The sequence below is a fragment of the Pantoea sp. GD03673 genome (assembly GCF_029844725.1).
Taxonomy (GTDB): Bacteria; Pseudomonadota; Gammaproteobacteria; order Enterobacterales; family Enterobacteriaceae; genus Pantoea.
In genome coordinates this window covers 394,579-416,678 of sequence record NZ_JAOCKJ010000005.1, presented here as the reverse complement: position 1 = coordinate 416,678, position 22,100 = coordinate 394,579, and the positions used below count along the sequence as shown (strand labels likewise).

Below are 22,100 nucleotides of genomic sequence, written 5' to 3'. Positions count from 1 at the left end.
TCATGGCGAATAAATTTACTCAGCACACCGGCATTATTGCGCCGCTGGATGCCGCGAACGTCGACACGGACGCCATCATTCCTAAGCAGTTTTTGCAGAAGGTGACCCGCACCGGTTTCGGCCAGCACCTGTTCCACGACTGGCGCTTTGAAGATGACGCTGGCACGGTGCCAACGCCCGGCTTTGTCCTGAACAAGCCTGAGTTCAAAGGCACCAGCATCCTGCTGGCACGCGAGAACTTTGGCTGTGGTTCTTCCCGTGAGCATGCGCCCTGGGCGCTGACCGATTTTGGTTTTCACGTGGTTATTGCGCCGAGCTTCGCGGATATCTTTTACGGCAACAGCTTTAACAACCAGCTGCTGCCGGTAAAATTAAGCGAAGAGGAAGTAGATGAGCTGTTCAGACTGGTTGCGGCCCAGCCTGGCATCAGCTTTACGGTCGATCTGGAAGCGCAGACGGTCACCGCAGGCGATAAAGTCTATCCGTTTGAACTCGACAGCTTCCGCCGCCACTGCATGATTAACGGCCTCGACAGCATTGGCCTGACGCTGCAGCACGAAGCGTCGATTTCGCAGTATGAGCAGAATCAGCCCACTTTCCTGCGCTGATTGAGTTAAAGCAGGGCGACCATCCGGTCGCCCTTCTCTTTTATACGTCGCGCACCCGCGCTGACATCACCAGCGCCACAATCGCCAGCCCGAATGCCAGCCAGTAAACCGCCTCATGCCCCAGCCGCTCACTCAGCGTGCCCTGAATCACCCCCGCCAGAATCATGCCGGTCGAGATGGAATTCGTGAACAGGGTGGTTGCCGCGCCGGGCCGGCCCGGCATAAGATCCTGAAACCACAACATTCCGATACCCGCAATAATCCCGACAAACACCGCGTTAAAGAGCTGTAATACCATCAGCGAGGTGCGGGAGTTGAATAGCACCAGCCCCAGATAAAACAGAACGCCCGCCGCAACCGCTACCAGCATTAACCGGCGCTTACCGATGCGACGGGCGTAATGACCGGCCAGCAGCATCACCGGGATCTCCAGCCCGGCGGCGGTCCCCATCAGCAGACCGGCCAGCTTCTCGGGCAGCCCCAGCGTGGTGCTGATATAAAGCGGCATATCAATGATATACATGGTGTTGCAGGTCCACATCACGACCGACGCGATGAACAGCAATCGCACATCCCGATCGCGCCAGCCACTGATCGGCAGCCCGCCGCTTTGCACCAGCGGCTGCGTACGCGGCACCGATGGCAGGGTGAACCAGACCAGCAGAATGCAGATCAGAAACAGCGCGGCAGCCACCATGAACAGCGTGACAAAGCCGTAGTTCAGCGCCAGCGCAAAAGAGAGCGGCGGCCCGATCACCCACGCCAGCGAAAGCTGCGCACGCATCACCGAACTGAACATGACCGCTTCACGCGCCGACTGATCGGCATATTCCCGCGCCAGTGCAAAAAGTTGAGGCATTGAGACGCTGGCCAGCGCCGACAGCAGCACACCCAGTGTGAGTAGCGTCAGGTAGTGACGGGTAAAGGCAAATAACAGCGCATTGATCAGCGCCATCAGGCAGCATAAGAGGATGATATGCCGACGGTCACCAACGCTGTCTGAGCGCTTTGCCACCAGCATACTCACCACGATACCGGCCACGGCATTGATGGTGAAAAACAGCCCCACCCAGAAGGGCCGTGCCTGCACCTCACGCGTCAGAAACAGGCTGAGTGTGGGTGCCTGCAGTGCGCCCGCGATGCCCAGCATGAACGAGGCGACCATAAAAGCGAGGTAAACCGGATTGATGCGGCGCTGCCGCGTTAACAGCGATTTCATACCGAAATCCCTTACAGAACAAACAGAGGGGAAAAAGAAGGGTAGACGATAACGCGCAACATGAAAAAAGCCAGCAGAGATCCTCTGCTGGCGGTGTAAATGCACCCTACTCAGAAAAACACTCTGCTGAACAGCACAGTGAGGGTCGAACGCCATTCACTGCTGAATGCCTCCCGCTCTTCCCATAGCGCAAAGTTTGCTCTTAAAATGGGGCAGAAAAAACAGAGCGCTTTTCACAGGGAGTTCCTCTTTTATGTCCTCATCACGTCTGAAGCAGCAGTTCATCCGGCTGTGGCAGAGCTGTCAGGGCCAGACGCAGGAGATTACGCTCAGCGAACTGGCCGATCTGCTGCACTGCTCGCGCCGCCATATGCGCAATCTGCTTAACCGGATGCAGGCCGCAGGCTGGCTGGTCTGGCAGGCTGAAGCGGGACGCAGCAAGCGTTCGCAACTCACCTTCTGCTACACCGGCCTGGCCTTGCAGCAGCAGCGTGCCGAGGATTTGCTGGCGCAGGATCGCATCGATCAACTGGTGCAGCTGGTGGGGGATAAAAATCAGGTGCGGCAGATGATTGGAGCGCACCTGGGGCGCAGTTTCCGGCAGGGCAAGCATATCCTGCGGGTGCTCTACTATCGTCCGCTGCTCAACCTGCTGCCCGGTTCGCCGCTGCGGCGTTCTGAAACCCATATTGCCCGCCAGATCTTTAATGGCCTGACGCGAATAAATGAGGAAAACGGGGAAATCGAGCCCGATATTGCCCACCACTGGCAGCGGACCTCCCCGTTTCACTGGCGCTTCTTTCTGCGTCCGGCGATTCGCTTCCATCACGGCAGAGAACTGGAGATGGAAGATGTGCTCGCCACGCTGGAGCGTCAGCGTTCCCATGCGCTCTTTTCCCATATTGCGCAAATCGACTCGCCCGCACCCTGGACGCTGGATATCCACTTAAGCCAGCCTGACGAAGGCTTGCCCTGGCTGCTGGGCAGCGTCAGTGCGATGATCCTGCCGCGTGAATGGCCGACGCTGCGCGACTTCGCCCGCCAGCCGGTCGGCACCGGTCCTTATCGGGTGATCCGCAATGAGCAGAGCCAGCTCAAAATCGAAGCGTTTGATGACTACTTCGGGTTTCGCGCCCTGATTGATGATGTCTCTATCTGGGTCCTGCCCGACATCAGCGATGAGCTGGTCTATGCCGGTGTCCGTCTGCAGGGCGACGGTGCCGATGAAGTTAAGGAGGAGAGCCGCCTTGAAGAGGGCTGCTACTACCTGCTGTTCGACCAGCGCTCAGAGCAGGGGCGCAACGAGGCGGTTCGGCGCTGGGTCAGCTATCTGTTTAACCCCATCGCCCTGCTCAATCACGCCGGTGTCGGCTATCAGCGCTACTGGTTCCCGGCTTACGGTCTGCTGCCGCGCTGGCATCACCGCCGGGACCTGACGCCAGTAGAAAAACCGCCCGGCTTAACTCATCTGACGCTGACCTGGTACAGTCAGCACGTTGAGCATGAGGGCATCGCCAATGCGCTGCGTCCGCTGCTGGCACAGCATGGCGTCACGCTGGAGACGCGCGAGATCAGCTACGAAAGCTGGTATCAGGGCGAGGCGGAGAGTGATATCTGGCTCGGCAGCGTGAACTTTACCCTGCCGCTGAATTATTCGCTGTTCGCGCAGCTTTACGAGATCCCGCTGCTGCATCACTGTCTGCCGATAGACTGGCACGGCGATGCTGCCCGCTGGCGTGAGAAAACGCTGCCGCTGGCCGAATGGAGCAAACAACTGGTCGACGAGGCGGGTCTGCATCCGCTGTTTCACCACTGGCTGCTGCTTGAAGGACAGCGCAGCATGCGCGGCGTTCGGATGAATACGCTGGGCTGGTTTGATTTTAAATCCGCCTGGTTTGCACCACCGGCGCTGTGACGCTTTCGCCCCGGCGATGAAATGACTAGAATGTGACGTTCTCAACGGGGTGCGGCCTGCCAACAGCAAGCCGCTGAGAGAGACCCGTCGAACCTGATTCGGTTAATACCGACGTAGGGATTTGAGAGGCCTCTGTGCTCAGATCCTTTGCGACTCATCCCCTATTCTCCTGAAGGAGCGCAAAGTGTTAAACAAAGTTCTGCCGGTGCTGCTGTTACTCTCCGCCCCCGTTCTGGCGGCCAGACCGGTTCTCACGGTCTACACCTACGACTCCTTCTCCGCTGACTGGGGCCCTGGTCCGGCGGTTAAAAAAGCCTTTGAAGCACAGTGCAACTGCGAGCTGAAATTTGTCACGCTGGAAGATGGCGTGTCGCTGCTGAACCGCGTCCGCATGGAAGGTAAAAACAGCAAAGCCGACCTGGTGCTGGGGCTGGATAATAATCTGGTGCAGGCGGCGCAGAAAACCGGCCTGTTTGCCAAAAGTCAGGTTGATACCTCAAAACTCACCGTGCCCGGCGGCTGGCAAAATACCGCCTTCGTGCCCTTTGATTATGGCTACTTCGCCTTTGTCTATGACAAAACCCGACTGAAAAATCCGCCAAAAAGCCTGAAGGAGCTGATAGACAGCCCGGAGAAGTGGCGGGTGATCTACGAAGATCCCCGCACCAGCACACCTGGCTTAGGTCTGCTGCTGTGGATGCAGAAAGTCTATGGCGATCAGGCACCGCAGACGTGGCAGAAGCTGGCGCAGAAAACCGTGACGGTGACCAAAGGCTGGAGTGAAGCTTATGGTCTGTTCCTCAAGGGTGAAGGCGATCTGGTGCTGAGCTACACCACGTCACCGGCTTACCACATCATCGAAGAGAAAAAAGAGAACTACGCCGCCGCGCCATTTGCCGAAGGACACTATCTGCAGGTTGAAGTTGCCGCGCAGCTCGCCAGCAGCAAACAACCCGCGCTGGCACAGCAGTTCATGCAGTTTATGGTTTCGCCCGACTTCCAGCGCACGATCCCGACCGGTAACTGGATGTACCCGGTGATTGACACGCCGCTGCCAGCTGGCTTCGGTACGCTGAACGTGCCCGCTACCGCCCTGCAATTTTCGCCGGAAGAAGTTGCCAGCCAGCGTTCAGGCTGGATTAGCCAATGGCAACGCGCCGTCAGCCGCTGATGCCGCGCTGGCTCATCCCCGGTTCGCTCGCCACGGTGTTGTTGACCAGCGTGGCGTTTCTGGCCTTCGGCGCGCTCTGGAGCGCCGCGCCGGACAGTGACGTACACGGCGTGCTGCAGGATGACTACCTGCACCATGTGATCGCGTTCTCTTTCGGTCAGGCGCTGCTCTCTGCCCTGCTGTCGCTGTTGCCCGCAGTTCCGCTGGCACGGGCGCTCTATCGACGCCGTTTCCCCGGCCGCCTGCTGCTGCTGCGCCTGTGCGCCATGACGCTGGTGCTGCCGGTGCTGGTCGCGGTGTTTGGTCTGCTGACCGTCTATGGGCGCGTCGGCTGGCTGGCGCAGCTGTGTCAGCTGGCAGGGATCGGTTATCACTTCTCCCCCTATGGTCTGTCAGGCATTCTGCTGGCGCACGTCTTCTTTAACCTGCCGCTGGCTACCCGCCTGATGCTGCAGGCGCTGGAAAGCATTCCGGCTGAGCAGCGTCAGCTGGCCGCACAGCTCGATCTGCGCGGCTGGCATCATTTTCGCCTGCTGGAGTGGCCGTGGCTGCGGCGTCAGCTGCTGCCGACCGGTGCATTGATCTTTATGCTCTGTTTCGCCAGCTTTGCTACCGTGCTGTCACTGGGCGGCGGTCCGCAGGCCACCACCATTGAGCTGGCGATATTTCAGGCGCTGAGTTACGACTACGATCCCGGACGGGCGGCGCTGCTGGCGCTCATCCAGCTTGGCTGCTGCCTGACGCTGGTGCTGCTCAGCCAGCGCTTCAGCAAGGCGATTCCCGCCGGACACAGCCAGCTGAACGGCTGGCGCGATCCGCAGGATTCCCGGACAGCACAGCTGATGGATGCGCTGCTGATCGGGCTGGCGCTGCTCCTGTTGCTGCCTCCGCTGGCGGCAGTGATCGTCGAGGGTCTGCACGGCGGATTGCGCGGTGCGCTGACGCAGCCTGCACTCTGGCAGGCCACCCTGACCTCACTGCGCATCGCCACCGGTGCCGGTCTGCTCTGCGTAGTGCTGACCATGATGCTGCTGTGGAGCAGTCGCGAGCTGCGTCTGCGTCAGCGTCCCGCAGCAGCGCAGTTAATCGACACCAGCGGGATGCTGATTCTGGCGATGCCGGGCATTGTGCTGGCCACCGGCTTTTTCCTGCTGTTCAACGCCACCATCGGCCTGCCCGAGTCGGCTGAGGGGCTGGTGATCTTTACCAATGCGCTGATCGCCATTCCCTATGCGCTGAAGGTGCTGGAAAACCCGATGCGGGATGTTGCGGCGCGTTACGGCAGACTCTGCGATTCACTGGGTATCCACGGCTGGAACCGGCTGCGGCTGATCGAACTGCGGGCGCTGAAACGTCCGCTCTCCCAGGCACTGGCGTTTGCCTGCGTGCTGTCGATTGGCGATTTCGGCGTGGTGGCGCTGTTTGGCAGTGCCGACTTCCGCACGCTGCCGTTCTACCTCTATCAGCAGATTGGGGCCTATCGCGGCGCAGATGGCGCGGTCACGGCCCTGCTGCTGCTGCTGCTCTGCTTACTGCTGTTCACGCTAATGGAAAAATTACCGGGCCGCCATGCTGACACTTGATAACCTCACTTACCTTTATCAGCATCTGCCGATGCGCTTCAGCCTCAATGCCGCACGCGGCGAGCGCATCGCGATTCTCGGCCCCAGCGGGGCCGGTAAAAGCACTCTGCTCAGCCTGATCGCGGGCTTCCTGCCGGTGAATCATGGCAGCCTGATGATTGATGGTCAGGATCACACCCACAGCGTGCCAGCCAGACGCCCGGTTTCCATGCTGTTTCAGGAGAACAACCTGTTTCCACACCTCAGTGTGCAGCAGAACATGGCGCTGGGGCTGCATCCGGGATTAAAACTCAGCGCCTCACAGCGTCAGCAGCTGGCTGAACTGGCCGGACAGGTGGGATTAGGCGAGCTGCTTACCCGTCTGCCGGGCGAGCTGTCGGGCGGACAGCGACAGCGCGTGGCGCTGGCACGCTGCCTGTTACGTGACCGTCCGGTGCTGCTGCTGGATGAGCCTTTTTCTGCGCTGGATCCCGCGCTGCGTGGTGAAATGCTGCAACTGGTGCGTTCGGTGTGTGAAGCGCGCAGCATCACGCTGCTGATGGTGTCGCACAGTCTGGAAGATGCCCGGCAGATTGCGCCGCGCAGCGTGGTGATTGTGGAGGGTCGGGTTTACTGGGACGGTGAGACCCGACAACTGCTGTCGGGCGACACGCGGGAGGCCGACGTGCTCGGCATCCCGCGTCGTTAAGCGGTTCAGGCGAAGAAAACCTGCCACAGCAGATGACGGAAAACCGGCATCATCGGATGGAACTGAATAGCAGTAAAGGCTGCGACGGCAATCACCAGCCCCAGCGGCCCTGCCCAGCGTAAACGCTCAGGTGGCAGCCAGGCGCTAGCCCAGTCGCGGCTCTTGCCGCGACGCCACCAGCGCCAGCATAACCAGCCCCCCAGCCAGATCAGCAGGGCTGCGCCGAGTAACAGCCATTTAAAGCTGCCGCCCTGCGCGGCTTTGGGTACATCGATCGCCACACCCGCCAGAATACCAGGCAGCAGATAAAGCGGTGGCCAGAGAAGGCAGCCAATAATGTTCGGCGGCAGGAATTTACGCACCGGCAGCTCCAGCATACCGGCCGCCAGCGGGATCAGCGGACGCGTGGGGCCAACAAAGCGCCCGACCAGAATCGTAAACATGCTGTGCTGATGCAGGGCGTGCTCGGTTTTATCCAGCAGGCCTTTGTACTTTTGCAGATACTTCCAGCGATGCAGCGGCCCCTGGAATTTCCAGCCGATGCCATAGGAGACCCAGTCACCAATCAGGCAGCCCGCAAAGCCCGCCGCCCAGGCAGGGTAAAGGCCAAGCTCGCCACTGCCGACCAGCGCGCCCAGACTGGCCATCATTACCGTACCTGGCAGCAACAGCCCGACCAGCGCCAGCGACTCCAGAAACGTCACCAGCGCAACGGCAAACAGCGCCCATTCCAGGGACTGCGTAATCAGTTGTTGAATCCAGGCTTCCATAGTCGTCCTTAGTAAAAGCAGAAGGCTGGATTGTCCAGAGCCAGCCACACAGCGTCAAGGCAAGAATTGTAGGACAATGTTGACAAAACTCAGCGGCGGGAACTGTATAAATATCCATGATATACTTAAGCCGTTTTATCACCCCTGAAATGCTGAGTCCGGAGAACATCTGAATATGCCCCGCGCAGGTTTTCTGCTCACCCGCCACTGGCGCGACAGCCCACAAGGCACCGAAATTATCCTCTGGCTTGCGACGGACGCCGGTGCGCAGCGCGTGGTGCTGCCGGTGCAGGAGTCCGTTGCGTTTATTCCCGAGGAATTTCAGGCGCAGGTCCGCGATTTGCTCAAAGATGAGCGCCAGTTTCGGATTCAGTCGCTGGCGCTGAAAGATTTCCGCCGCCGCCCGGTTTTTGGCCTCTACTGCCCGCAGAACCGTCAGCTGCAGCGCATCGAAAAGCGGCTGCGCGAACAGGGTATTCCGGTCTATGAGGCGGATATTCGCCCGCCGGAACGCTACCTGATGGAGCGGTTTATTACTGCGCCGGTCTGGTTTGATGGCGAGCAGCGCGGCGACAGCGTGGTGAATGCGCGGCTCAAGCCCCATCCTGACTATCGCCCGCCGCTGAAATGGGTCTCGCTCGACATTGAGACCACACAGCATGGCGAGCTTTACTGCATCGGGCTGGAGGGGTGCGGTCAGCGTCAGGTCTTCATGCTCGGCCCGCCCAACGGCGATGCCAGCACGCTGGATTTTGAGCTGATCTATTTCGACAGCCGCCCGCAGCTGCTTGAGGCGCTGAACCAGTGGTTTGCAGCGCATGACCCGGACGTATTGATTGGCTGGAACGTGGTGCAGTTTGACCTGCGGGTATTGCAGAAACATGCCGATCGCTACGGGATTCCGCTTCGCCTTGGCCGTCAGCAGACCGCGCTTGAGTGGCGTGAACATGGCTTCAAACCCGGCGTGTTCTTCGCGCAGGCCAGCGGCCGGTTAATCATTGATGGCATTGATGCACTGAAATCGGCGTTCTGGGATTTTCCGTCGTTCAGCCTGGAGTCGGTGTCACAGCAGCTGCTGGGTGAAGGGAAAGCGATCGATAATCCCTGGCAGCGCATGGAGGAGATCAACTGGCGCTTCGCCAACGATAAACCGGCGCTGGCCCGCTACAACCTCAAAGACTGCGAGCTCGTGACGCGCATTTTTCATAAGACAGCGATTATGCCGTTTCTGCTGGAACGTGCGGCGGTGAATGGCCTGGCCGTCGATCGCCACGGCGGTTCGGTAGCGGCCTTTGGTCACCTCTATATTCCGCGGATGCATCGCGCTGGCTTTGTCGCCCCGAACATGGGCGATGTGGCCCCGGAAGCGAGTCCGGGCGGGTACGTGATGGATTCGCGCCCCGGTCTCTATGACTCGGTGCTGGTACTGGATTACAAAAGCCTCTACCCGTCTATCATCCGCACCTTTCTGATTGACCCGGTGGGTCTGGTTGAAGGGCTGGCCCATCCTGATGATGCCGATTCGGTCGAAGGTTTCCGTGAAGCGCGCTTCTCGCGGCATACCCATTGTCTGCCTGCAATTGTTGAGCAGATCTGGCTGGGGCGTGAAGCGGCGAAAAGGCAGAACAATCAGCCGCTGTCACAGGCGCTGAAGATCATCATGAACGCCTTTTACGGCGTGCTGGGCACCAGCGCCTGCCGCTTCTTTGATCCACGGCTTGCCTCCTCGATTACCCTGCGCGGTCACGCCATCATGCAGCAGACCCGTGCGCTGATTGAGGCGGAAGGCTATGACGTCATCTATGGCGACACCGACTCCACCTTTGTCTGGCTAAAGTCCGCCCACAGTGAAGATCAGGCCGCTGCAATTGGCGGTCAGCTGGCGCAGAAAGTGAATGCCTGGTGGCGTGACCACCTGCAGCAGACGCAGGGGCTGACCAGCGCACTGGAACTGGAGTATGAAAGCCACTTTTGCCGCTTCCTGATGCCGACCATTCGCGGCGCGGAACAGGGCAGCAAAAAACGTTATGCCGGTCTGATTCGTGACGCAGAGGGTGAGCGTATGGTCTTTAAGGGGCTTGAGTCGGTGCGAACCGACTGGACGCCGCTGGCCAAAGAGTTTCAGCAGCAGCTCTACCACCGAATTTTTCACCGTGAGCCCTGGCAGGATTACATTCGTACGACCGTCGCGCAGCTGCTGGCGGGAGAGCTCGACGATCAGCTGGTCTACAAAAAGCGTCTGCGGCGGCCGCTGATAGAATATGAACGCAACGTGCCCCCGCACGTACGTGCCGCCAGGCTGGCCGATGAGCAGAATCGTAAATTAAACCGGCCATTGCAGTACCAGAAAGGTGGCCGTATTCGTTACGTTATGGCCACGGCAGGCCCGGAGCCACTGGAGGCGCGCAGCACGCCGCTGGACTATGACCACTACGTGACGAAGCAACTTCAGCCGGTCGCTGAGGGCATTTTGCCCTTTGTGGATGGGGATTTTGCTACACTGATTACCGGGCAACTGGGGCTTTTTTGACAGGTGACGAACGCCCTGCCATCCAGTACCATAGCGCCCTTCCTGAAACTCACCGCTCTTAAGTAAGCTCCAGACCTTGTTGTCTGGCGGTAACGCTATTGCCTGAGCTTTGGGAACACCTCTAAAAACGTTAAAATTCGAGCAAAAAATATATGGTTTTTACATTAGGTCAGCGCTGGATTAGTGATACGGAAAGTGAACTGGGACTGGGCACCGTGGTGGCGATCGATACCCGCATGATCACCCTGCTGTTTCCGGCTACAGGGGAAAACCGCCTCTACGCCCGCAACGATTCGCCAGTTACCCGCGTCATCTTTAATCCGGGTGATACCATCACCAGCCACGAAGGCTGGCAGATGCGCGTCGATGAAGTACGCAACGAAAATGACCTGATGACCTATATCGGTACCCGACTGGATACCGAAGAAAGCAATGTGATGCTGCGCGAAGTGATGCTCGACAGCAAGCTGGTATTCAGTAAGCCGCAGGATCGCCTGTTTGCCGGCCAGCTCGACCGGATGGATCGTTTCGCCCTGCGCTTCCGCGCCCGTAAATACCAGAGCGAGCAATACCGCCTGCCCATCAGCGGCTTACGCGGTATGCGCACCAACCTGATCCCTCACCAGCTGCATATCGCCCACGACGTGGGCCGTCGCCATGCGCCGCGTGTGCTGCTGGCCGATGAAGTGGGCCTGGGTAAAACCATTGAAGCCGGGATGATCATTCAGCAGCAGCTGCTGGCGGGCCGTGCTGAGCGGGTGCTGATCGTGGTGCCTGAAACCTTGCAGCATCAGTGGCTGGTCGAGATGCTGCGCCGCTTCAACCTGCGCTTTGCGCTGTTTGATGATGACCGCTACACCGAAGCACAGCACGACAGCGACAACCCGTTTGAAACCGAGCAGCTGATTATCTGCTCGCTGGACTTTGTGCGCCGTAACAAGCAGCGCCTGGAGATGCTGGCCGATGCCGAATGGGATCTGCTGGTGGTGGATGAAGCGCACCATCTGGCGTGGTCAGAAGGTGAGCCAAGCCGCGAATATCAGGTCATCGAAAAGCTGGCAGAGAAAACCGCCGGGGTTCTGCTGCTGACCGCAACACCGGAACAGCTGGGCATGGAGAGCCACTTCGCCCGTCTTCGCCTGCTCGATCCGGACCGTTTCCATGATTTTGCCGCCTTTGTTGAAGAGCAGCAGCATTTCCGCCCGATTGCCGATGCCGTTACCGCGCTACTGGCAGATAAAGCGATCTCCCGTGAAGAGATGAACCGGATCAACGATCTGGTGGGCGAGCAGGACATTGAGCCGCTGCTGCAGGTCGCCAACAGCGACCGTGATGGCAAGCTGGAGGCGCGTCAGGAGCTGATCGCCATGCTGATGGATCGTCACGGCACCAGCCGCGTACTGTTCCGTAACACCCGTAACGGCGTTAAAGGCTTCCCGAAACGCGAGCTGCACCAGATCCGTCTGCCGCTGCCTGCGCAGTATCAGACGGCAATCAAAGTCTCCGGCATCATGGGTGCGCGCAAAAGCGCCGAGGATCGGGCGCGTGACCTGCTCTACCCGGAGCAGATTTATCAGGAATTTGAAGGCGACAGCGGCACCTGGTGGAACTTCGACCCGCGTGTGGAATGGCTGATGGGCTATCTCACCAGCAACCGTAAAGAGAAAGTGCTGGTGATCTGCGCCAAAGCCGCCACGGCGCTGCAGCTGGAGCAGGTCCTGCGCGAGCGTGAAGGCATTCGTGCGGCGGTGTTCCACGAAGGTCTGTCGATCATTGAACGTGACCGTGCAGCCGCCTGGTTCGCCTCAGAAGAGAATGGCGCGCAGGTGCTGCTGTGCTCCGAGATTGGCTCTGAAGGCCGTAACTTCCAGTTTGCCAGCCGTCTGGTGATGTTCGACCTGCCGTTTAACCCGGATCTGCTGGAGCAGCGTATCGGTCGTCTGGATCGTATCGGCCAGGCGCACGACATTCAGATTCTGGTGCCGTGGCTGGAGCAGACCGCACAGGCGGTGCTGCTGCGCTGGTATCACGAAGGGCTGGACGCGTTTGAACACACCTGCCCGACCGGCCGGACCCTCTATGACAGCGTGCATCCGCAGCTGATTAACTATCTGGCCGCGCCGGAAAACAATGAAGGCTTCGATGCGTTTATCGCTGACTGCCGCAAACAGCACGACGCGCTGAAATCGCAGCTGGAACAGGGGCGCGATCGCCTGCTGGAGCTGAACTCTAACGGCGGTGAGTCGGCTCAGCTGCTGGCCAATGCTATCAGCGAGCAGGACAACGACACCGGCCTGGTGAACTTCGCACTCAACCTGTTTGATATTGTCGGTATCAATCAGGAAGATCGCAGCGATAACCTGATTGTGCTGACCCCTTCCGACCACATGCTGGTGCCCGATTTCCCTGGCCTGCCGGAAGATGGCTGCACCATTACCTTTAACCGCGATCAGGCCCTGTCACGTGAGGATACCCAGTTCATTACCTGGGAACATCCGCTGATCCGTAACGGCCTGGATCTGATCCTGTCAGGCGATACCGGCAGCAGCGCACTGTCACTGCTGAAGAACAAGGCGCTGCCGGTCGGGACGCTGCTGGTCGAGCTGATCTATGTCGTTGAAGCGCAGGCACCGAAGCATCTGCAACTGACCCGCTTCCTGCCGCCTACGCCAATCCGTCTGCTGATGGACACCAAAGGCACTAACCTGGCGGGCAAAGTGGAGTTCGAAAGTTTTAACCGTCAGCTGAATGCAGTTAACCGTCATACCGCCAGTAAACTGGTGAATGCGGTGCAGCAGGATGTGCATGCGATTCTGACTCAGGCCGAAGAGAGTGTTGTCAGCGAAGCGCGAGCCGTTATTGATGCGGCACGTGCAGACGCGAATGAGAAGCTGGGCGCTGAGCTCTCGCGTCTCAACGCGCTGAAAGCCGTCAACCCGAACATCCGCGACGATGAAGTTGAAGCGCTGGAAAGCAACCGTGAACAGGTGCTGGAAAGTCTCGACCAGGCCAACTGGCGTCTCGACGCGCTGCGCCTGATTGTGGTGACACACCAGTAAGCTCAGGGGCCGCATGGCCCCTTATTTTTGGAAAGCCTCATGGAACCTTACAATCCACCGCATGAACCCTGGCTGCACATCCTTTATCAGGATGCGCATATCATGGTGGTGAACAAACCCAGCGGTCTGCTCTCGGTACCCGGTCGTCTGGAGGAGCACAAAGATAGCGTGATGACGCGGATTCAGCGCGATTTCCCGCAGGCGGAATCTGTCCACCGGCTGGATATGGCGACCAGCGGCGTGATGGTGGTGGCATTGACCAAGGCGGCTGAGCGCGAGCTGAAACGACAATTTCGTGAACGGGAACCGTCCAAGACCTACGTGGCCTGCATCTGGGGTCACCCGGAGAAGGAAGCGGGACTGGTTGATCTGCCGCTGATCTGCGACTGGCCAAATCGTCCAAAGCAGATGGTCTGCTTTGAGACCGGTAAAGCCGCGCAGACGGAGTATCAGGTGCTGGAATATCGTGCGGATAACAGTGCGCGTGTTTCCCTGAAGCCGATTACCGGCCGCTCACATCAGCTGCGGGTGCATATGCTGGCGCTGGGCCATCCGATTCTGGGGGATAACTTCTATGCGCATCCGGAAGCCAAAGCGATGGCCTCCCGTTTGCTGCTGCATGCGGAGTCGCTGACCATTACCCATCCGGCATTTGGTAATGCCATGACGTTTCGTCAGCCCGCCGATTTTTGACCAGTCCGGCCTGACACCGTGGCCTCCTCTGTTGCAGAAGAGGCCACCGGACTGCGTGATTATTTAAAGCCTTTCTCTTTACGAATCAGATCGTACGCCGCCTGAATTTCCTGCGCTTTCTGTTTCGCCATTTCCATCATCTCAGGCGGTAGCCCTTTCGCCACCAGCTTGTCGGGATGATGCTCGCTCATCAGTTTGCGGTAAGCGCGTTTGATGGTGGTGGCGTCATCACTGCTTTTCACGCCCAGCACGCTGCAGGCATCTTCCAGTGTCGGGCCGCGCTGCGCCTGCTGGAAACCACCAGCACTGCGCTGACCCCCTCCAAACTGCTGGCCACCTTCCATCATGCGCAGGAACTGATCGAACTGGACGCGTGAAATACCCAGCTCTTCAGCAATCACATAGAGCACCTGACGCTCATTGGGATGCAGTGAGCCGTCGGCAAAAGCGGCCTGAATCTGGATCTCCAGGAACATCCGAATCAGATCGAACCGGCCAAAGCAGGCGCTGCGCAGTTCACGCAATTTGCTGCGCAGCGGGTAATCCGCCTGCTTGCCTTCGCGGAATGCGCGCTGGGCCGCAGTGCGGGAGTCACCGTGCAGCTGCATCCGCTCCATTAACAGTGAAGCAATCTGAATATCCGCTTCCGTGACGCGCCCTTTTGACTTGGTCAGATGGCCCATCACCTGAAAAGTGGTGCTGAAAAACAGCGTCTGTCGTGTCTGATTATTTGAGAAGTAGGCCTTGCCTTGCGCGCCGCGTACTTTGTCAATCATATGGCCAATGATCAAACCGATCACGATACCCCAAAAGCCTGCGCCGGAAAGTAATCCCACCGCCAGACCCACAACTTTTCCCCAGTAGCGCATAAACTCCTCAATTCGCCATGCTTGCGGCTGAAAATTGCATTATCATACCTGTCATTTATCTCAGCGCCTAACGGCAACGCTGACAGACCAGGATTAACACTGGCGCAACGCCGGGCAGTAAGTTAGTCTCTGACCCGATTGTCGGCATGATGCCAGTTTTCATGGAATTCTCGATACCGCGTATGAAAAAACATATACCTACCCTGCTGGCCACACTGATCGGCGCAGCCATTAGCCAGCAAGCCTTTGCCGACGATTTGATGTCGCAGTGTATGTTAGGCGTGCCGAGTTACAACCGCCCGCTGGTGAACGGTAATACGAACCAGTTGCCTGTTACCATTCACTCCGATGCCGCGAAAGGGAACTATCCCGATGATGCGGTCTTCACCGGCAATGTAAACATTGAGCAGGGCAACAGCCGTATGCAGGCGGATGAAGTTCAGCTTCATCAGCGTCAGCAGGAAGGTCAGACTGCGCCAGTGCGCACCGTCGATGCCCTGGGTAATGTGCACTACGATGACAATCAGGTCATCCTGAAAGGTCCGAAAGCCTGGTCAAACCTCAACAGCAAAGATACCAACGTCTGGAATGGTCAGTACCAGATGGTGGATCGCCAGGGGCGCGGTACTGCCGACCAGATGAAACTGCGCGGCGATAACCGCTACACCATTCTGGAAAACGGCTCCTTTACCTCCTGTCTGCCAGGCTCTAACAGCTGGAGCGTAGTGGGTTCTGAAGTGATCCAGGATCGCGAAGAGGAAGTGGCAGAGATCTGGAACGCCCGCTTCAAGCTCGGTTCAGTTCCGGTGTTCTACAGCCCCTATCTGCAGTTACCGATTGGCGATCGTCGTCGATCCGGTTTCCTGATCCCGAACGCAAAATATGGCAGCAACAACGGCTTCGAGTTCATTCTGCCCTATTACTGGAACATCGCGCCGCAGGCCGATGCGACCATCACGCCGCATTACATCAGTAAGCGCGGCATGAAGTTTGAAAATGAATTCCGTTATCTGACCACGCTGGGTGCCGGTCTGATGGAATTCGACTACCTCGGCTCCGATAAACAGTACGATAACGACAAAGCACTGCGCCGCATCGCTGAAAATGACAGTTCCGATCGCTGGCTGTTCTACTGGCGTCATGCGGGTGTTTATGACCAGCACTGGCGTTTCAACGCGGACTACACCAAGGTCAGCGACAAGTACTATTTCAACGATCTCGACTCGAAGTACTACAGCTCGACCGACAACTACGCCACGCAGAAATTCAGCATTGGCTATGCCGACACCAACTGGGACGCTACGCTCTCCACCAAAGATTTCCAGGTGTTCGGCAATAACAGTAGCAATAACGTCTACCGCGCCATGCCGCAGCTGGACGTTAATCTTTATCAGAATGATATCGGCCCGTTTGATGGCAGGGTCTATGCTCAGGCGGTGAAGTTTACCAACGTCAGCGATCGCTACCCTGAAGCGACCCGTTTGCACATTGAGCCGACGCTGAACCTGCCGCTGTCCAACGGCTGGGCCAGCCTGGATACCGAAGCGAAGTTTCTGGCAACCCACTATCAGCAGACTGACGTTGATTTCTACAACAACGCGGCTAACGGTATCAGGGGTGACAAAAGCGGCGAACTGGATGAGTCGGTCAACCGTACCCTGCCACAGTTTAAAGTGGACGGCCGGATGGTGTTTGACCGCGACATGAACTCGGCTGTGGGCTACACCCAGACGCTGGAACCGCGCGTGCAGTACCTTTATATCCCGTATCGCGATCAGAGCAACATCTATCCTTACGACTCAACATTGCTGCAAACCGACTACACCGGTCTGTTCCGCGATCGTACTTATAGCGGTCTGGATCGCATTGCGTCGGCCAATGAAGTGGCTACCGGCGTCACCTCACGCATTTATGATACCGATCTGGTTGAACGTTTTAACGTTTCTGTAGGTCAAATCTACTCGTTTACCCCTTCTCGTACTGGTGTGAATCAAACCAGTAAAGAAGATGATACCGGCAGCCTGGTCTGGGCTGGTGATACATACTGGAAAATCAGCGATCGCTGGGGCGTCAGAGGTGGGCTGCAATATGACACCAAACTCGACAACGTCTCCCAGGGTAATACCGTACTGGAATACCGTCGTGATGCCGACCGCATGGTTCAGCTGAGTTACCGTTACAGCAGCCCGGAATATGTGGCTACTGCGCTGAACGATAACAAGCTGGTGACAGATCCTGTCTATAAAAACGGGATTTCACAGGTAGGTACTACGGCCAGCTGGCCGATTGCGGATGCATGGTCTGTGGTAGGCGCTTACTACTACGATACCCGCAACACGCGTCCGGCATCACAGCTGGTGGGCCTGCAATACAGCTCATGCTGTTATGCAATCCGGGTCGGTTACGAACGCAAAATTAACGGTTGGGAAAACAACGACAGTAAGTATGACAACCAAATCTCATTCAACATTGAGCTGCGTGGTCTGAGTCCTAACTATGGCTTAGGCACTAACGATATGCTGCGTCAGGGCATTATCCCTTACCAGCCCGCTTTCTGATGTTGTGATGTTTGACAGGCAATCCCGCAGTGCGGAACCAACAATGGATAAAGTATGAAGAACTGGAGAATGCTGATTCTTGGTGTGGCAATCAGTGCCAACACCGCGTTCGCAGCACCACAAGTCGTTGATAAAGTTGCAGCCGTGGTCAATAACGGCGTGGTTCTTGAGAGTGACGTGGACGGTATGATGGGCACGGTTAAATCTCAGGCCCAGCAGGCAGGTCAGCAATTGCCGGATGATAAAACGCTGCGCCACCAGATTCTGGAACGTCAGATCATGGATAACATCATCCTGCAGATGGGTGAAAAAGCAGGGATCCAGATCAGCGACGAGCAGCTGGACCAGGCTATTCAGAACATCGCTGCGCAGAACCGCATGAGCCTTGATCAGCTGCGCAGCCGTCTGGCTTATGACGGTATGAACTACAGCGTTTATCGTTCTCAGATCCGCAAAGAGATGACCATTGCTGAAGTGCGCAACAACGAAGTGCGTCGTCGCGTCACTATTCTGCCGCAGGAAGTGGATACGCTTGCAAACCAGATTGGTTCCCAGAACAGTCAGGGGACGGAACTGAACGTCAGTCATATTCTGCTGCCGCTGCCAGAAAACCCGACACAGCAGCAGGTTGACGAGCAGGAGACGCTGGCGAAACAGCTGGTCGGCGAACTGAAAAATGGCGCTGACTTCGGCAAGATGGCGGTGACCTACTCTGCCGACTCCCAGGCGCTGAAAGGCGGCAACATGGGCTGGGGTAAAATCGAAGAGTTACCGACCCTGTTTGCTCAGGCGCTGGCGACCGCTAAAAAAGGCGATATCGTCGGACCGGTACGCTCTGGTGTGGGCTTCCACATCCTGAAAGTAAACGACCTGCGCGGCGAGAGCAAAAATGTCTCCGTCACCGAAGTCCATTCACGTCACATTCTGCTGAAGCCATCGCCTATTCTTACTGATGAACAGGCGCGCGCTCAGCTGGAACAGATCGCTGCCGATATCCGCAGTGGCAAAACCACGTTTGCTGCGGCGGCCAAACAGTATTCTGACGATCCGGGTTCGGCGAATCAGGGTGGCGATCTTGGCTGGACCTCTCCTGAAGTGTTTGATCCTGCATTCCGTGACGCGCTGCTGCGTCTGCAGAAAGGTCAGGTCAGCCAGCCGGTTCACTCCTCTTTCGGCTGGCATCTGATTCAGTTGCTGGACAGCCGTCAGGTGGACAAAACGGATGCCGCCCAGAAAGAGCGTGCTTACCGTATGCTGTTTAACCGTAAATTTGCGGAAGAAGCGCAGACCTGGATGCAGGAACAACGCGCCAGCGCCTACGTGAAGATTCTGGATGGCAATGCACAATAATCTCCGTGTAGTGATCACGCCCGGCGAACCCGCCGGGATTGGTCCCGATCTTACCGTTCAGCTGGCCCAGCAGTCGTGGCCCGTTGAACTGGTGGTTTGCGCCTCGCCTGCCCTGTTGCAGCAGCGGGCAGCGCAACTCGGTCTGCCGTTAACGCTGCGGACCTACCAGCCTGGCGTCGCCGCTGAACCACAGCAGGCGGGTACGCTGACTGTACTGCCCGTTGAAACGGCAGAGACGGTCACGCCCGGCGAGCTTTGCGTCGCGAATAGCGAGTATGTTCTGAACACGCTGGCACGCGCCTGTGACGGTTGTCTCAGCGGTGAATTCGCGGCGCTAATCACCGGCCCGGTGCACAAAGGCGTCATTAACGATGCCGGCATCGCGTTTACCGGCCATACCGAATTCTTCGCCGATCGCGCAGGCGGCCATCGTGTCGTCATGATGCTGGCGACAGAAGAGCTGCGTGTCGCACTGGCTACCACGCATCTGCCGCTGAAAGATGTCCCCGCTGCGGTGACCCGTGACTGTCTGCATGAAGTGATCACGATTCTGCATCGCGATCTGCAGCAGAAGTTCGCGATTGCCGAGCCGCATATTTACGTCTGTGGTCTCAATCCTCATGCGGGCGAAAGCGGCCACATGGGACGGGAAGAGATCGACACCATCACGCCAGCACTCAATGAACTGCGTCAGCAGGGCATTAAACTGACTGGCCCGCTGCCTGCGGATACCCTTTTCCAGCCTAAATATCTGCAATTTGCCGATGCGGTGCTGGCGATGTATCACGACCAGGGCCTGCCGGTACTCAAATTTCAGGGGTTTGGCCGGGCGGTCAATATCACTCTGGGCCTGCCTTTTATCCGGACATCTGTTGACCACGGCACCGCGCTTGAACTCGCCGGTCTGGGTCAGGCTGAACCGGGCAGCTTCATCACGGCGCTTAACCTCGCCATCACTATGATCAAGAGCAGTAATGAATAATCGCGTCCATCAGGGGCACTACGCCCGTAAACGTTTCGGGCAGAACTTCCTGAACGATCAGTACATTATCGACAGCATTGTCTCCGCCATCCATCCTCAGCGCGACGAAGCGCTGGTCGAGATCGGCCCAGGCCTGGGTGCCTTAACCGAGCCGGTGGGTGAACGCCTCGATAGCTTAACGGTGGTAGAGCTGGACCGCGATCTGGCTGCGCGTCTGCAAACCCATCCGTTCCTTGGCCCGAAGCTGACCATCTTCCAGCAGGATGCCATGACCTTCGACTTCGCCGCGCTGGCGCAGGAGAGAGGCCAGCCGCTGCGGGTATTTGGTAACTTGCCTTACAATATTTCGACCCCGCTGATGTTCCACCTTTTCAGCTATACTGGTTCGATCAAAGATATGCACTTCATGCTGCAGAAAGAAGTGGTTAACCGTCTGGTTGCCGGTCCGGGCAGTAAAGCCTATGGCCGTCTGACCGTGATGGCGCAATATTACTGTCAGGTGATTCCGGTGCTGGAAGTGCCGCCACACGCCTTTACGCCGCCTCCGAAAGTGGACTCGGCCGTAGTGCGTCTGGTGCCCTTTGCCGAGCCGCCGCATCCGGTCAGTGACGTGCGTATCCTGAGCCGTATCACCACGGAAGCATTCGGCCAGCGCCGCAAAACGCTGCGTAATAGCCTGAGCCACATGGTCGCTGCAGGTGCACTGGAAGAGTTATCCATAGATCCAACCCTGCGTGCCGAGAACGTCTCCGTCGCGCAATATTGTCAGCTGGCAAACTGGCTGGCGAATCATCAGGGAAAATCGCAGGAGTAAGTCATGAGTGAAACGGCCCGCGTCTCCGTCCATGTGCAAAGCCAGTACGTTGCCTCACAATCCTCACCGGATGAGGATCGCTACGTCTTCGCCTATACCATTACGATACGCAATCTGGGCCGTTCCTCCGTGCAACTGCTGGGACGCTACTGGCTGATTACCAACGGTAACGGCCGCGAGACAGAAGTTCAGGGTGAAGGCGTGGTCGGTGAACAGCCGCACATTGCGCCTGGCAATGAATTTCAGTACACCAGCGGTGCCGTGATCGAAACGCCGATGGGCACCATGCAGGGACATTACGTGATGGTCGACGAACAGGGTGACACCTTCCACGTCGAAATCCCGGTGTTCCGCCTCGCCATTCAGACCCACATTCACTGATTTACACGCTTTTTTGCCCGTTAACTCGGGCACGCCTGATGGATAAAACCTTATGAGCACATACCTGATTGGCGACGTTCACGGTTGCTACGATGAATTACGTGCCTTGCTGCAGCAGGTCAGTTTCGATCCTGAGCAGGATACGCTGTGGCTGACCGGCGACCTGGTCGCGCGCGGTCCAGGCTCACTTGACGTCCTGCGCTACGTGAAATCGCTGGGCGACGCAGTGCGTCTGGTGCTGGGTAATCACGATTTACATCTGCTGGCGGTCTACGCTGGCATCAGCCGTAATAAGCCCAAAGATCGCCTGACACCGTTGCTTGAGGCGGACGATGCGGATGAGCTGATCAACTGGCTACGTCGTCAGCCGCTGCTCCAGGTTGATGAAGAGAAAAAGCTGGTGATGGGACACGCCGGTATCACGCCACAGTGGGATATCGGGACCGCGAAAAAGTGCGCCCGTGAAGTCGAAGCGGTGCTTGCCAGCGACAGTTATCCGCTGTTTCTTGATGCCATGTATGGCGACATGCCAAACAACTGGAGTGAAGATCTGAGCGGTCTGGCGCGTCTGCGCTTCACAACCAATGCCCTTACCCGCATGCGTTACTGCTTCCCCAATGGGCAGCTGGACATGATCTGCAAAGATGCGCCTGAATCCGCGCTTCCGCCGCTGAAGCCCTGGTTTAACATCGAAGGGCCGGTCGCACGTGACTACACCATCGTATTTGGTCACTGGGCCTCGCTGGAGGGCAAAGGAACGCCAGAAGGCATTATCGGTCTGGACACCGGCTGCTGCTGGGGTGGAACGCTGACCCTGCTGCACTGGGAGTCACAGCGTTATGTGGTTCAGCCCTCCAACCGCGAAAAAGCGCTGGCCGCCAGCGACAGTCTGGCACCGCCTGCGCTGTAA

At 57.9% G+C, this 22,100-nt stretch carries 17 protein-coding genes and 1 riboswitch; of the genes, 14 read left to right on the top strand and 3 right to left on the bottom strand.

The features are described 5' to 3' along the window. The first annotated feature begins 2 nt into the window (after window positions 1-2). Window positions 3-608 carry a 3-isopropylmalate dehydratase small subunit gene (leuD, locus tag N5J69_RS12270; RefSeq protein ID WP_279770604.1) on the top strand — a complete coding sequence of 202 codons (606 nt, stop codon included), beginning with the start codon at window positions 3-5 and terminating at the stop codon, window positions 606-608. Between the two features lie 40 nt (window positions 609-648). Here the strand turns inward: leuD and N5J69_RS12265 are convergent, their stop codons facing one another. Continuing rightward, window positions 649-1,827 (bottom strand): MFS transporter, encoded by a 1,179-nt coding sequence (locus tag N5J69_RS12265; protein ID WP_279770603.1) that lies wholly within the window; start codon window positions 1,825-1,827, stop codon window positions 649-651. Window positions 1,828-2,080: 253 nt separating this feature from the next. On the opposite strand from N5J69_RS12265, the gene sgrR reads away from it, so the two are divergent. The 4 genes from sgrR (at window position 2,081) to thiQ (ending at window position 7,184) form a co-directional block, all read left to right on the top strand. Then, complete coding sequence (gene sgrR / locus N5J69_RS12260) at window positions 2,081-3,742, top strand: HTH-type transcriptional regulator SgrR (RefSeq protein WP_279770602.1); 1,662 nt, start codon at window positions 2,081-2,083, stop codon at window positions 3,740-3,742. Between the two features lie 35 nt (window positions 3,743-3,777). After that, window positions 3,778-3,880, top strand: a riboswitch (TPP riboswitch). A 46-nt stretch (window positions 3,881-3,926) separates the two neighbouring features. Beyond that, window positions 3,927-4,913: a thiamine ABC transporter substrate binding subunit gene (gene thiB, locus N5J69_RS12255; RefSeq protein WP_279770600.1), complete on the top strand. Its 987-nt coding sequence runs from the start codon at window positions 3,927-3,929 to the stop codon at window positions 4,911-4,913. Further along, complete coding sequence (gene thiP / locus N5J69_RS12250) at window positions 4,889-6,496, top strand: thiamine/thiamine pyrophosphate ABC transporter permease ThiP (RefSeq protein WP_279770598.1); 1,608 nt, start codon at window positions 4,889-4,891, stop codon at window positions 6,494-6,496. The genes thiB and thiP overlap by 25 nt, the downstream gene beginning before the upstream one ends. Continuing rightward, window positions 6,483-7,184, top strand: a complete 702-nt coding sequence (gene thiQ, locus N5J69_RS12245; RefSeq protein WP_279770596.1) for a thiamine ABC transporter ATP-binding protein ThiQ — start codon at window positions 6,483-6,485, stop codon at window positions 7,182-7,184. Before thiP ends, thiQ begins: the two co-directional genes overlap by 14 nt. Window positions 7,185-7,189: 5 nt before the next feature. Here the strand turns inward: thiQ and N5J69_RS12240 are convergent, their stop codons facing one another. Continuing rightward, entirely contained in the window at window positions 7,190-7,954 is a 765-nt protein-coding gene (locus N5J69_RS12240; RefSeq protein WP_279770595.1) for a DedA family protein, read from the bottom strand. Window positions 7,955-8,123: 169 nt separating this feature from the next. Here N5J69_RS12240 and polB point away from each other — a divergent pair, with 169 nt between their 5' ends. The 3 genes from polB to rluA all read left to right on the top strand — a co-directional run bounded on the left by polB (window position 8,124) and on the right by rluA (window position 14,236). Continuing rightward, the gene (gene polB, locus N5J69_RS12235; protein WP_279770672.1) at window positions 8,124-10,484 is read left to right on the top strand and encodes a DNA polymerase II; all 2,361 of its coding nucleotides are present in this window, start codon (window positions 8,124-8,126) and stop codon (window positions 10,482-10,484) included. 152 nt (window positions 10,485-10,636) lie between these two features. Next, the gene (rapA, locus tag N5J69_RS12230; RefSeq protein WP_279770593.1) at window positions 10,637-13,543 is read left to right on the top strand and encodes an RNA polymerase-associated protein RapA; all 2,907 of its coding nucleotides are present in this window, start codon (window positions 10,637-10,639) and stop codon (window positions 13,541-13,543) included. Window positions 13,544-13,582: 39 nt separating this feature from the next. Continuing rightward, window positions 13,583-14,236, top strand: coding sequence for a bifunctional tRNA pseudouridine(32) synthase/23S rRNA pseudouridine(746) synthase RluA (rluA, locus tag N5J69_RS12225; RefSeq protein WP_279770592.1), 654 nt, complete (start codon window positions 13,583-13,585; stop codon window positions 14,234-14,236). A 59-nt stretch (window positions 14,237-14,295) separates the two neighbouring features. On the opposite strand, the gene djlA is transcribed toward rluA, so the two are convergent. Further along, a complete protein-coding gene (djlA, locus tag N5J69_RS12220) occupies window positions 14,296-15,105 on the bottom strand; it encodes a co-chaperone DjlA (RefSeq protein ID WP_279770590.1) in 810 nt (269 codons plus the stop codon). Window positions 15,106-15,287: 182 nt separating this feature from the next. Here djlA and lptD point away from each other — a divergent pair, with 182 nt between their 5' ends. From lptD to apaH, 6 genes are read left to right on the top strand one after another with little or no spacing between them, the layout of a single operon-like run. Next, window positions 15,288-17,663 carry an LPS assembly protein LptD gene (gene lptD / locus N5J69_RS12215; RefSeq protein ID WP_279770588.1) on the top strand — a complete coding sequence of 792 codons (2,376 nt, stop codon included), beginning with the start codon at window positions 15,288-15,290 and terminating at the stop codon, window positions 17,661-17,663. A gap of 54 nt (window positions 17,664-17,717) precedes the next feature. Then, entirely contained in the window at window positions 17,718-19,013 is a 1,296-nt protein-coding gene (gene surA / locus N5J69_RS12210; RefSeq protein WP_279770587.1) for a peptidylprolyl isomerase SurA, read from the top strand. Next, complete coding sequence (gene pdxA, locus N5J69_RS12205) at window positions 19,003-19,995, top strand: 4-hydroxythreonine-4-phosphate dehydrogenase PdxA (RefSeq protein ID WP_279770585.1); 993 nt, start codon at window positions 19,003-19,005, stop codon at window positions 19,993-19,995. The genes surA and pdxA overlap by 11 nt, the downstream gene beginning before the upstream one ends. Continuing rightward, a complete protein-coding gene (gene rsmA, locus N5J69_RS12200; RefSeq protein ID WP_150010869.1) occupies window positions 19,988-20,809 on the top strand; it encodes a 16S rRNA (adenine(1518)-N(6)/adenine(1519)-N(6))-dimethyltransferase RsmA in 822 nt (273 codons plus the stop codon). The genes pdxA and rsmA overlap by 8 nt, the downstream gene beginning before the upstream one ends. 3 nt (window positions 20,810-20,812) lie before the next feature. Further along, a complete protein-coding gene (gene apaG, locus N5J69_RS12195) occupies window positions 20,813-21,190 on the top strand; it encodes a Co2+/Mg2+ efflux protein ApaG (protein WP_279770583.1) in 378 nt (125 codons plus the stop codon). Between the two features lie 52 nt (window positions 21,191-21,242). Then, a complete protein-coding gene (apaH, locus tag N5J69_RS12190; RefSeq protein ID WP_279770581.1) occupies window positions 21,243-22,100 on the top strand; it encodes a bis(5'-nucleosyl)-tetraphosphatase (symmetrical) ApaH in 858 nt (285 codons plus the stop codon).